An 11975-nucleotide genomic window follows, 5' to 3' on the forward strand; every position below is an offset into this window, starting at 1 on the left:
ACAGGCATGAGCGGGGAAAATGAAAATATGCGTCCAGCGCTGTCGGACTGCGTATCGGGCAGAGCATGATGTTGCGAGTTTCGCCTATGACGGTCACGCCAATCTCAGCTGAACAGTGACATGGGCATGACGAAAAGCGCTGCTGGACAAGGCCCCTTGCCCCTCACAACATCTCGCCACGCCTCAAAATAATGGGAACAGACCTGCCCCGCAGGATGGTCCAACGGGGCGAAGTGAACTGACTAGACCCGAAACTGCTTAAGCAGGGTGTCGAGTTGGGCCGACAGCTGCCGCAGATCGCTGCTGGCTTCGGCAACCTGTGCCACTCTGGCTGCACTCTCGCTGTTGAGCGTTGCAATCCGGTTGACGCTGTGGCTGACCGCCTCCGCCACCGAGTGTTGTTCTTCCGATGCCTGGGCGATATACATGTTCATCTCGCGGATCAGGCTGACCTGATTTTTAATCTTCTCCACCGATGTCTGCACATCTGCCGCCTCGATGCCAGCGCGGGATGCCTTCTCTTGACTCTGTTGCATGCCGGCACCGACATTCTGGGTCGCTTGCTGCAACCGCTTGATACTGGCGCTGATCTCCTCCGTCGACTGGCGAGTACGGCCCGACAAGGTGCGCACCTCATCCGCCACCACCGCAAAACCGCGCCCCTGATCACCCGCCCGCGCCGCCTCGATGGCCGCGTTGAGGGCAAGCAAATTGGTCTGCTCGGCAATGCCGTTGATCACTTCGATGATGGTGCCAATGCTGCTGCTCTCGGTCGAAAGGGTGCGCATCAGGGTGGCGACTCGCTCCACCTCCCCCACCAGTTGATGGATGGCCTCATTGGCATGGCCCGCCAGATTGTAACCCTGCTCCACATAGAGGTTGGCCTCATCGGTGGCGCCAGAAGTTTTCACCGCATTGCCAGCCACTTCCTGCACAGCCTGACTCATCTCGGTGATGGCGGTTGCGACTTGATCCAGCTCGGATTGCTGGGCGTCACTGCCTACCCGGGTATCTGCCGAGAGGGAGTCACAGAGTTCGGCGGTTTGCAACACACCGGCAGAGAGCTCGTTGATCTCCGCCACCATCTCCTGCAACTTGGCAATAAAATGGTTGATGTTGATGGCCAGCGCGCCCATCTCATCCTGACGGCTGATCTTCAGACGCCGGGTCAGATCCCCCTCTCCTTTGGCCAGATCAAACACCGCCTGATTCATCTGATGGAGCGGCCTGAGCACATTGCGATGAATCAGCACCATCAGCAACGCGATGATGCAGAGATCGAGCACCAGGATCTGCCAGACGGTGGTGATCAACTGCTGGCGCAGTTGGGCCTGAATGGCAGCATCACTGGTTTGCACCAGCAATCGGGCCACTGTGTTTTTCTGGCCGCTGTCGTCATAGACCAGATCATATCCCCCATAGGCAGCAGTATCGGCAGGCATGGCTGTCACAGGGGCAATGCTCCCCGCCGAGTCACGGGCAAACCCGGCTACCAGCTTGTCCTTGTTGACCACCAGCAAAGCACTCAGGATATCGGCCGCCAGCTCGGACTTGAGTGATGCCTCGATGAAGGCCGATTCATAATTCCACAGCGGGCCGGGCAGGGAGAGCTGCAGCCGGCCGATGGCCTGTTCGACCAGCGCACTCTGTTTGCTGTAGCTCTCCGCCTTGACGGCGTGGTAGTTGTAACCGCCAAACAACACCAGTAGCAGACTCACCGACAGGGAGGTCAACACGGCAATCCTGAACGTCAGACTTTTCCAATCCATGGTTTCCTCCCGGTTTTACGGCAGCCGGCGCAGTGCCATTGAGCGGCACTTGCTATTGGTACTGTTACTGGTACTTGGCATTGATCTTGTCGATGGTGCCATCCGCCTTCATGGCAGCGAGGATCTCGTTAAGCTTGGTGATGAGCTCATCGGGCGTATCCTTGTTAAACGCCAAGCTCATCTGGGTTTCCTTGAACACGAAGACCGGCTTGGGTGAGGCCACCTTCTCCTTGCTGGCCAGATAGGGGGCCAGATACTGGCCGGTTGCCCAGAGATCGATGCGACCTGCCTCCAGTTTCTTCACGTTGGCGGTATCGTTGGCTGCCAACTGCAACTTGGCAAATCCCTGGGCCTTGAGATATTCGGCGGCCGCATCGCCGTTATAGCCACCCACCGAATACTGCTTGGCATCTTCCAGTGACTTGACCGTGATATTGGCTGTCGAGCTGGAGAAAAACACCCAGTTGTTATTGACCAGCGGCCCGACCCACTTGAACAGTGCTTCCCGCTCTGGAGTGCGGGTCGTGGAGTAGAGGGCGGTATTGGGAGTACCGAGGGTATCTTCGTACGCCCGTTTCCAGGGCATCAGGGTCAGCTTGTATTCGACCCCGGCACGCTTGAACAGCTCTTCGACCACCTCGGTCGACAGCCCGACAATCTTGCCCCCCTCCCCCTGCATGTTGAATGGCGGGTAATCCTCGGTCATCACGTTCAGTGGCGCAGCCTGAACAGCGCTTATCGCCATCATGGAAGAGACTGAAAAAATTGCACTTTTCCACAGCAGTTGATAGTTCATTGCAACCTCGCTTTGCTTGCCATTCATCCCTGAACATCCGCCGTTACCGATGGCGGTGCACGTCTGACCCGCTGGGGTCATGCCGGCTTTCACGGCTCGCCGCCCACCCATGTGCAGCAGCAAACAGATCCGGATTTTGCCTGTGCGCAACGAAACGCAACCGGCGAGGGAGGCTCACAACAAATCGAGGAGGAAACATGCCAGGGCAGCATAAGGGGAGTGCGGAGTGGGGCGGATAAGCCTCTGCCATACAACAGCGCCGTGGCAAAGAAAAAGCGCATCGTTTTATGACAGCGGTCTGGGAGAGAAATGATAGAAAACGCCAACATCCATTTTCCCATACTGCTCGAGGAGACCTCAGAGCCAAACCTGTCCTTTAGCTAAGGTCACGAAAAGAGATACGTCAAATGAGAATGCTAACCCCCTCATCTGCTTCCAGATTAGATTCCAGATGAGCTCCGTCGAACCGAAAAGTGGCGCTAGATACCCGAAAAAGAGAAGGCCACCGCGAGGTGGCCTTCTCCAAATCAACGATGAACGCCTGGTGGAACTCAGTCCTTGGCCGCGTCCATCACACCCTCTTCAGAGTGTTGGGGCAGGATCAGGTTGAGCAGGATGGCGGCAACAGAGGCCAGGCCAACACCGGCCAGCGCGAAGTCGCCAATCTTCATCTCCAGCGCACCGACCCCGACAGTAAGAGTCACGGCGACAATCGCGATATTGCGTGACAGCCCCAGATCCACCTTGGATTCCACCAGCGTCTTGAGACCGATGGCAGCGATGGATCCGAACAGCAGCAGCATGATACCGCCCATCACCGGCATAGGGATGGAGGTGAGCAACGCATTGAACTTGCCGAAGAAGGCCAGAATGATGGCAAACACCGCAGCCCAGGTCATGGTGACCGGATTGAAGTTGCGGGTGATCATCACGGCACCGGTCACTTCGGCGTAGGTGGTCACGGGTGGGCCACCGATGAAACCGGCGAAGCAGACGCCGATGCCGTCACCGGCCAGCGTACGGTGCAAACCCGGATCCTTGGTATAATCCTTGCCAGTCACGCCACCAATCGCCAACACGCCACCGATATGCTCGATACAGGGGGCGATGGCGACCGGCAACATGAACAACGCAGCAGCCCAGTTGATCTCCGGGGTTTCGAAGTGGGGCAGCGCCAGCCAGGGGGCGTTCACCATGCCATCGAAACTCACCTGGCCCATGAAGACCGCAGAGACATAACCGGCAATCACGCCGCACAGGATGGGGATCAGCTTGATCCACCCCTTGCAGAACACCGCTGCAATCAGGGTGACTGCCAGCGAGATACCGGCCAGCGTCAGCGCAGTCCCCGCAGGTACTACCTGCTCACTGCCAGCACGACCCATCGCCATGTTGCAGGCAACCTGTGCCACAGAAAGACCGATCACCATGATCACCGGGCCAATCACCACCGGGGGCAGCAATTTGTGCACAAAACCCATCCCTTTTGCCCGGATCAGCGCAGCCAGAATGAAATACATGAAACCGGCGGCAAACAGGCCAAACATGGTGGATGGCAATCCCCAAGTCTGGGTGGCGTAGATGATGGGAGCGATGAAGGCAAAGCTGGAACCGAGGAAAATCGGGACCTGGCGGCGGGTGCAGAGCTGGAACAACAGGGTGCCCACACCGGCGCCAAGCAGGGCCATGGAGGGGTTCAGTCCGGTGAGCAGGGGCACCAGAACCATGGCACCGAAGGCGACAAACAAGATTTGCAGCCCGGCGACACTTTGCTTGACTAAGGAAAACATGGATGTCCTTAATTTTTTGATAACTGATGGGGATATTTATCACTTTTCAGTCATCACAAGACTTTTTCAAGGCACAAAAAGAACGCAAATGCGTCACTCGTTACCTTTTACTGCTTGGGAAGGGCATGAAACTGGCTTTTTAGGCGGGATTCGTTGCTACAAGCATCGAGTATGCGATTTTACGCATTATTGTGACGAACGCCAATCGTTTTTCCATCATGTTTATTGTGTTCATGGTCAAAAATGCCGCCGCCAAGGGGCGCTCTATAATGGATCCTGTGAATCAAGATGGACAAGGAGTCCCCATGTCACAGCCCCCATTCAAGGCCAGCCAGCGCAGATTGCTGATCGGCTCGGCCATCGCACTCGCCCTGTTTGCGAACCCGTTCAGTTATGATTTCGCCCACAATGAGTGGCAAATGAATCAGGTCTATGCCAAGTCCTGCTTTATCGCCGGCACTCGCATCACGATGGCCGATGGTTCCACCCGCCCCATAGAGACGCTCCGGGTCGGTGAACGGGTGCGGGATCAGCACGGCGGCAGTAACCGGATCCTGGCGATCGAACGGGTCATACTGGGCAAGCGCAGACTCTACGGGATCAATGATCTGCCCCCGTTCTTTACCGCAGAGCACCCTCTGCTGACCACTCGGGGCTGGGCAGCCATCTCACCGGCCATGACCCGAACCGAAAACCCGCAACTGGCGGTGCTGCCGCTATTTACCGGCATGCAGATAATGTGTCGCCCGGCACCTGCCATGGTGACGGGCAATCTGGCCCTGCAACCCCAGCTGGAATTACTGCTGGTTGAGTCACTCTGCTGGATCGAGGCATCTCCCACTACCGCGCTCTTCAATCTGCTGCTCGATGGCAGCCACAGCTACATCGCCAATGAGCTGATCGTTCACAACAAAGATGGCGATGGTGGCAGTGGGGGCAGCAGTGGCGGAGGCAGCAACAGCGGCGGTGGCAGCGACAGCGGCGGAGGCAGCAACAGCGGCGGTGGCAGCGACAGCGGCGGAGGCAGCAACAGCGGCGGAGGCAGCGACAGCGGCGGTGGCAGCGACAGCGACAGCGATGGGGGCAGCGATGACCGTGGCGGCCAAGGCGAGCATGCCAGCGGAGAGCAGCATGGTGGAGGTGAACGGCATGCTGGTGGAGAAAAACATGCAGGGGGAGAACGCCATGGGGGTGGCCGCGGATTTGGCAATGGCGTTGATGACAACGGTGTAGATACCGTCGATGCCAATGGCAACAAGCTCAGAGGTGACGGCACCATCGATGACAACGGCGTGGATGCCGTCGATGCCAACGGCAACAAGCTCAGAGGCGATGGAACCATCGATGACAACGGCAACAAGCTCAGAGGCGATGGCACAGTCGATGACAACGGCGTGGATGCCGTCGATGCCAACGGCAACAAGCTCAGGGGTGATGGCACAGTCGATGACAACGGCGTAGATGCCGTCGATGCCAACGGCAACAAACTCAGGGGCGATGGCACGGTCGATGACAACGGTGTGGATGCCGTCGATGCCAATGGCAACAAGCTCAGGGGTGATGGCACGGTCGATGATCGCCAGCAAGTACTTACCGATGAGCAGGAGCGGGCGCTGCTCAACAACGGCTTTCGCCAACAGGGGCAACCATGATGCGTTATCTGCTAACACTCCTCCTGCTCGGCCTCGCTGGCTGCGCCACGGTCGACACTCCGCCGCTTTATCATCAAATGGATAAGGCAGATGTTCAACTGGCCAATCAGGCTCTCGCCAAGGCGCTGGAAACCCGTACCAAAGGCCAAAGCCTCACCTGGTTCAATCCAGCTAACCGTCACTCGGGTAGCGTCACCCCGCTACGTACCTTCCGCCATCCCAGCGGGGAGTGGTGCCGCGACTATCGCGAGCAACTCTATATCGGCAAGGCGAGCCAGCAGTGGCAGGATACCGCCTGTCGCAGTCAGCAAGGGCGCTGGCGGCCATTGCGAACTTAGTGAATGCCACGGGGTAAACGAAAGGGGGTAACAGCGCACCCCCTTGTCATCTTTACCGACCCGTTATCAGAGCGGTGAATATGCGGTTATACCCGACGATAGGGCAGGTAAACCGGCTCCCACATGTGGTTGAGGATATGCTGCTGCAGATCCTGACCGATCAGCGGGTGGGAGGGATCCCGACGCACGATATCCTTGAGCACGGCGGTCGCCACATGCACCGAGATGCTGCGCAGCTCGCGAATGCGGGGATAGACGGCCCCTTTCGCCAGGTCCACCTCACTCACGCACTCAGCCAGCGCAAAGGCGGCTGTAGTGAAGACATCGGGCGTGATCTCGCGGATCTGGCTGACGATGGCCGCCAGACCTACACCGGGGAAGATAAAGACGTTGTTGCCCTGCCCGACCCGGAACTCCTGCCCCTCGTAGCTCACATCCTTGAACGGACTACCGGTTGCAACTATGGCTTTGCCCTTGCTCCAGCGGTAGATATCTTCCGGCAGCGCTTCACAGTTGGCGGTCGGGTTGGAGAGCGGGAACACCATGGGGCGCTCGCAATGCTGCAGCATCAGCTGGATATGCTCTTCCTGGAAGGCACCGCCCGAGCCACTGGTCCCCAGCAACACGGTAATGGGCACATGACGCAGTACATCGGCCAGATTAGCCTTGCCGGGCACCTCGGTGTCCCAACCGGCCAGCAGCAGCCCCGGCTTGGCGTAGCGACGCTTGTACTCGTCAAGCCCATCCCGGTTATCACACACCAGCCCCTGGGTATCCAGGATGTAGATGCGATCGCGGGCCGCCTGCGGATCCATCCCCTCGCGGATCATTCCCGCGCAGATCTGATCCGCGACGCCAACCCCACCGGCGCCAGCGCCATAGACCAGATAGTTCTGCTGGCCCAGGGTCTCCCCCTTGACCTTGACCGCGCCTATGATACCGGCCAGCACCACGGCACCGGTGCCCTGAATGTCATCGTTGAATGACGGCAGTGCCTGCTGGTAGCGGGCCAGATTGTTGAAGGCGTTGGATTTGCTGAAGTCTTCCCACTGCAGCACGGCGTTGGGGAAGTGGCGCTTGACCCCCTGCACAAACTTGTCGATGAACTCTTCATACTCCTTGCCGCGAATGCGCTTGTGGGGGCGGCCCAGATACATGGGGTCATCGAGCAGTTTCTGATTGTCGGTGCCCACATCCAGCGCGATGGGCATGCAGCAGGCGGGGTGAATACCGGCCCCCAGGGTATAGAGCGCCAGCTTGCCGATGGGGATGCCCATGCCGCCGACCCCCTGGTCGCCGATCCCCAGAATGCCCTGGCTGTCGGTGACGACTATGATGCGGATCGATTTGGCATCGAAGTGACGGGCCTGACTGCCCATGTCATCCACGTTGTCCGGGGTGATGTAGAGGCCGCGCGGCTTCTGGAAGCGGTGGCTGAACTCCTGACACGCCTTGCCCACGGTCGGGGTATAGATGTAGGGAGTCATCTCCTCCACATGGCGTGACAACAGGGCATAAAACAGGGTTTCGTTGCGATCCTGCAGGGCACGCAGGTTCTGGTACTTCTCGATATCGCTGCAAGCGCTCTTGAACCCCTCATACACTCGCTCGAGCTGGGCTTCAAAAGTTTGCACCTGAGGCGGCAGCAAACCATCGAGATCAAAATCGGCCCGCTCCTGTTCGGTGAAGGCCGTGCCCTTGTTGAGGTATCGATTGTTAAGCAGATCAGTGCCGGTCAGTGCAACGGGGCGAAAATCCTGTCCCTGTGCATCTTTCCACAGCAGATATTGTCCGGTAGCCATAGTCATTCTCTTTGATTTACGTGAAATTGCCGTTCGGCAGGAGAGCAAGACTCATAATGAAATCAATCATATGACGTTTACTCGATCGGTTTTGTGAGCTTGGGCATACCCTGCGGCCAAAATAGGCGCCTGGCGGCCCCGGCGAGACAAATATCCACGGCAAGGAATGAGACTCATGTTAGCATTGCGGGCAACCCAGCCCCTTTCACCGCATCACAGCCGGGAGTGACCTGATGCCCTCGCCTCTGCCAGCCTGCGTCCCCTTCTTTCTACCATGCGCCTGATCCCGCTGCTTGCTCTGTGGTTGTTTCTGGCCTGCCAGTCGGCTCTCGCTGCACCGGGCCGGGTGCTCAACATCATCGTGGGTGAATGGCCCCCTTTTGTCTCCGAGCAATCAAAACAGCACGGTCCAGTGGCCCACCTCATCAGCGATCTGTTCAAGGAGGCGGGCTATCAGGTGAAGTTCCACTTCGCCCCCTGGGGTCGGGTCTATTCGCTGGCGGCCAACAGCCAGCTCTACGACGCCACCGCCGTCTGGATGCACAAACCGGAGCGGGAGCAGGATTTTCTGTTTAGCGAAGCGGTGCTGCAGGAGCAGTTTGTCTTCTTCTCCCTCAAATCACGGCAGCTGCAGGCCGAGCGCCTTGAGCAGATCATCGGCATGCGGTTGGGGGGCGATATCGCCTATAGCTACGGGCCCGAGCTGGACAAGATGGTGGCTGATGGCAAGGTAACCCAACAGAAAGTCACCGACGTGAAACAGAATTTCGGCAAGCTGCTGCGCGGGCGGATTGACCTCTATCCGCAAGAGCTGCGAGTCGGTCTGGCCGAGTTGCAGAGCCAGTTCGACCCCGCCAGCGCGGCACTCATCACCCACAGTCAGACCCCTTTTCTGCGCAACGACAGCTTCGTGATGTTCCCGCGCAAGATGCCGGATTCAGCCAAACTGCGGGATCAGTTCAATCAGCAGTTGCAGCAGGCCATCGCCAGCGGACGTTATCAGCGCTACTTCGAACGGCTGGCCCAGGGTGAATATTGACCTTGGCGAGGCAAAAACAGAGAGGATAAAACAACGGTGGCGGCCCTTTGTGGCCGCCACCTCTGTGATGCTTGTCAGCTGCTGGCATTAGCCGCTGATGCCCACCTCCAGCTTGAACGGCGTCTTGGCCTTGCTGCTCTCGGCCGCCCCCATCTGGTAGACCCGAATGGTATAAGTGCCCTTGGCAGGCAGGGTTGCCTCAAAGTTGTTCCCGTCACGAGAGCCAACAAAGATCGCCTCCCCCTTGCTGCCCGGCGGCAAAATATTGAAGTAGGGCTTGCCGGTCAGGATCACCACCATGCTCTGGCCCTTGTTGGCCGTCAGCTTGTAATCGAGGGTCTGGCTACCCTGAATGGTGCCGTTGATGGTTGCCCCTGACTCCCCCTTCTTGAAGTGCACCTGCTGGGTCTTGATCCCGTCAGCCGCCTGCACAGACCAGGCCGATATCCCGCCCAGTAACCCGACCGACCATACCGCTGCCAATAACGCTTTGTTCATCTTCACACTCCTCTCCGTTGAAACCATGCCCGTGTACTGTCGCTCGATTACTATTGCACATTTTCCATGCACCGCTGGCGCACAAAAACCCGTTTGAATCACTTACCCCCCTTATTTGTAAACCGATAAAGGGGATGAACCACTATGCTGAAGATTGGACCCATAGTACGGAACTGCACTGCGGTATGCCAAACAGCAACACCATGAGCAACATACTGATCGTCGATGACATGGCCTCCAACCGCTACATCCTGCGCAGCCTGCTCGAAGAGGCCGGCTATCAGGTACGCGAAGCGACAGATGGCCTGCAGGCCGTGGATGCCGCAGCGCAGAGCACGCCCGATCTGATCCTGATGGACATCAATATGCCGGTGATGGATGGCTACGAAGCGTGTCGGCGGATCCAGCAACAACAGGGGCAATGGACACTACCCATCATCTTTATCAGTTCAAACAGCGAGGTCAGCGCCCTTGAGCAAGCCTTTCAGGCCGGTGGCTGCGACTATGTCTCCAAACCCTTTCATCAGCTCGAAGTGCTGGCCCGGGTGCAAAACCAGCTGCGCCTCAAGGAGCTGGGGCGCCAGCAGGCCAGAGTGCAACTCTACCAAAGCCTGTTCCAGCTCACCGCCGGCATTGCCCATGAGATAAATACCCCGCTGGGAGTCGGTATTACCGCCTCCAGCCTTATTCAGGGCGCTGGTGACCTGCTGGCCAACGCGGTGAAAAGCGGCGTGCTGGGTCAACGTCTGCTCCATCAGCAGCTCACCGATATCAAAGAGGGAACCGAGCTGGTTGAATCCAGCCTGCGCCGGGTTGCGCTGCTGGTCACCCGTTTCAAGGAGCTGACCCGGGATCAGACCGAGCTGGATGCCAATACCTTTTCAGTGCAGGATAGTGTGCAGCAGCTGCTGCAGGCCTTCTCCCCAGAACTGCAGATCGCCAAGGTCAGTTACCATCTGGACGGCAACAAGGTCACCATAACCGCCCCCGAATCCCTGTTTCTGGACCTGGTCCAGGAGCTGATCAAAAACAGTCTGGATCACGCCTTTCATGGGGCCGGGGAGCACAGTTTCACCATCCATATCGAACAGCATGAGGGCTCACTGCTGCTCACCTACAAAGATTCCGGCCCCGGCATGTCTGCCGACAAGCTGCCACGGCTGTTTGAACCCTTCTTCACCACCCTGCGCGGCAACGCCAATCACTGCGGATTGAGCGCCTGCCGGATCCACAATCTGGTAGAGAATAACCTGCGCGGCTCGATCAATGTCACCAGCCCACCGGGTGAAGGGCTCTGCTACGAAATCCGCCTCCCGCTCAAACCCGTGGGCTAACACACCAAGCAGAGCGAGTGAACAGCAGAGGAAATGACACAATAACAAGGGGCGCCGCAGCGCCCCTTCTCTTTACTCTTTGTCGACCATCAGCTTGATTTGCCCGCCTTAGGCTCATCGAGAGTGTGTTTCACCTCTTCATACCAGAGGTCGTGGTGCTCCTTGGCCCAGGTCTCGTCCACCTCGCCGGTCACCATCCCCTCCAGCGCCCCTTCCAGCTGGAACAGGCCCATGTAGATATGGAAGATAAAGCCGCAGATAAGGATCAGCGCTCCGACGATATGGATGAAGCTGGCCCACTCCATCTGGCGGCGCAGCTGGCCGAAGATGGGGAAGTCCAGAAACAGCCCGGTCGCCACCACAATGCCGCCAAACCAGATCAGCAGCCAGAAGATCGCCTTCTCGCCACCGTTGGAGAAGCCCGCCGAGGGGTGACTTCCCTTGTGCTTGCCGAGCATGCCGCCAAACTTCATGAACCACTGCACATCCACCATATTGACGATGTTGTGGCGGAACCACTTGATGAGCACCCCCATCAGGCAGAGGAAGAAGAGCGGCCCCACATAGTTGTGGAACACCTTGGCAAACCAGATCCAGTTCTCCCACACCCCGAGGCTCACCACCGGCTTGATGAAGTACTTGCCGTAGATGATGGCCAGCCCCGACCCGGAGAGGGTCAGAAACATGGCCGCCGTGGTCCAGTGCAGCGCCCGATCCAGCCGGCTCCAGCGCTTGAGCTTGCGCCCGGTGCGCGGTTTGGAGAGCTTGGTTTGCCCCACCACCAGGTACATCAGACCGCACATGGCCAAGGATCCGAAGATGGCGATGGCACCGAGCGGCGACACCCACTTGGTCTTCACCTCGAACCAGAGCTGGCCCGGCACCGAGATAAGCACCCCGTGCTCCGGTGAGCGGGAGGTGGTCACCCCCTCCTGCCCATCCTTCACCGCCCGCCAG

The 11975-nt window shown here is 58.4% G+C and carries 10 protein-coding genes; 4 read left to right on the plus strand and 6 right to left on the minus strand.

The window, feature by feature from the left end; all coding sequences use genetic code 11:
* Positions 1-242: 242 nt before the first annotated feature.
* From DBR30_RS13490 to DBR30_RS13500, 3 genes are all read right to left on the minus strand, one after another.
* Positions 243-1769, minus strand: a complete 1527-nt coding sequence (locus DBR30_RS13490) for a methyl-accepting chemotaxis protein (protein WP_108588383.1) — start codon at positions 1767-1769, stop codon at positions 243-245.
* A 64-nt stretch (positions 1770-1833) separates the two neighbouring features.
* Positions 1834-2565 carry a substrate-binding periplasmic protein gene (locus DBR30_RS13495; RefSeq protein ID WP_005334783.1) on the minus strand — a complete coding sequence of 244 codons (732 nt, stop codon included), beginning with the start codon at positions 2563-2565 and terminating at the stop codon, positions 1834-1836.
* 551 nt (positions 2566-3116) lie between these two features.
* A complete protein-coding gene (locus DBR30_RS13500) occupies positions 3117-4355 on the minus strand; it encodes a uracil-xanthine permease family protein (RefSeq protein ID WP_108541026.1) in 1239 nt (412 codons plus the stop codon).
* 305 nt (positions 4356-4660) lie between these two features.
* Here DBR30_RS13500 and DBR30_RS13505 point away from each other — a divergent pair, with 305 nt between their 5' ends.
* Both DBR30_RS13505 and DBR30_RS13510 read left to right on the plus strand, forming a co-directional pair.
* Positions 4661-6007, plus strand: a complete 1347-nt coding sequence (locus DBR30_RS13505) for a hypothetical protein (RefSeq protein WP_108588384.1) — start codon at positions 4661-4663, stop codon at positions 6005-6007.
* Positions 6004-6345 carry an RT0821/Lpp0805 family surface protein gene (locus DBR30_RS13510; protein ID WP_108541024.1) on the plus strand — a complete coding sequence of 114 codons (342 nt, stop codon included), beginning with the start codon at positions 6004-6006 and terminating at the stop codon, positions 6343-6345. The genes DBR30_RS13505 and DBR30_RS13510 overlap by 4 nt, the downstream gene beginning before the upstream one ends.
* A gap of 86 nt (positions 6346-6431) precedes the next feature.
* Here the strand turns inward: DBR30_RS13510 and DBR30_RS13515 are convergent, their stop codons facing one another.
* A complete protein-coding gene (locus DBR30_RS13515) occupies positions 6432-8147 on the minus strand; it encodes an NAD-dependent malic enzyme (RefSeq protein ID WP_064339679.1) in 1716 nt (571 codons plus the stop codon).
* A 274-nt stretch (positions 8148-8421) separates the two neighbouring features.
* On the opposite strand from DBR30_RS13515, the gene DBR30_RS13520 reads away from it, so the two are divergent.
* A complete protein-coding gene (locus DBR30_RS13520; RefSeq protein ID WP_108541023.1) occupies positions 8422-9186 on the plus strand; it encodes a substrate-binding periplasmic protein in 765 nt (254 codons plus the stop codon).
* Between the two features lie 87 nt (positions 9187-9273).
* Here DBR30_RS13520 and DBR30_RS13525 read toward each other — a convergent pair whose 3' ends face one another.
* Positions 9274-9684, minus strand: a complete 411-nt coding sequence (locus DBR30_RS13525; RefSeq protein WP_108541022.1) for a DNA breaking-rejoining protein — start codon at positions 9682-9684, stop codon at positions 9274-9276.
* 203 nt (positions 9685-9887) lie between these two features.
* Between DBR30_RS13525 and DBR30_RS13530 the strand changes: the two genes are divergently transcribed.
* Entirely contained in the window at positions 9888-11018 is a 1131-nt protein-coding gene (locus tag DBR30_RS13530) for a hybrid sensor histidine kinase/response regulator (RefSeq protein ID WP_108541032.1), read from the plus strand.
* Positions 11019-11107: 89 nt separating this feature from the next.
* On the opposite strand, the gene DBR30_RS13535 is transcribed toward DBR30_RS13530, so the two are convergent.
* The coding region (locus tag DBR30_RS13535; protein WP_258224425.1) for a formate dehydrogenase subunit gamma at positions 11108-11975 on the minus strand (868 nt) is incomplete at its 5' end.

Origin of the sequence: Aeromonas sp. HMWF017 (genome assembly GCF_003061465.1) — a bacterium.
Lineage (GTDB): Bacteria > Pseudomonadota > Gammaproteobacteria > Enterobacterales > Aeromonadaceae > Aeromonas > Aeromonas veronii.

Excerpts from the sequence above, each read along its gene's own strand:
- DBR30_RS13530 (WP_108541032.1), top strand. The coding sequence starts at position 9,888 with ATGAGCAACATACTGATCGTCGATGACATGGCCTCCAACCGCTACATC.
- DBR30_RS13520 (WP_108541023.1), top strand. The coding sequence starts at position 8,422 with ATGCGCCTGATCCCGCTGCTTGCTCTGTGGTTGTTTCTGGCCTGCCAG.
- DBR30_RS13515 (WP_064339679.1), bottom strand. The coding sequence starts at position 8,147 with ATGGCTACCGGACAATATCTGCTGTGGAAAGATGCACAGGGACAGGAT.
- DBR30_RS13500 (WP_108541026.1), bottom strand. The coding sequence starts at position 4,355 with ATGTTTTCCTTAGTCAAGCAAAGTGTCGCCGGGCTGCAAATCTTGTTT.
- DBR30_RS13490 (WP_108588383.1), bottom strand. The coding sequence starts at position 1,769 with ATGGATTGGAAAAGTCTGACGTTCAGGATTGCCGTGTTGACCTCCCTG.
- DBR30_RS13525 (WP_108541022.1), bottom strand. The coding sequence starts at position 9,684 with ATGAACAAAGCGTTATTGGCAGCGGTATGGTCGGTCGGGTTACTGGGC.
- DBR30_RS13495 (WP_005334783.1), bottom strand. The coding sequence starts at position 2,565 with ATGAACTATCAACTGCTGTGGAAAAGTGCAATTTTTTCAGTCTCTTCC.
- DBR30_RS13505 (WP_108588384.1), top strand. The coding sequence starts at position 4,661 with ATGTCACAGCCCCCATTCAAGGCCAGCCAGCGCAGATTGCTGATCGGC.
- DBR30_RS13510 (WP_108541024.1), top strand. The coding sequence starts at position 6,004 with ATGATGCGTTATCTGCTAACACTCCTCCTGCTCGGCCTCGCTGGCTGC.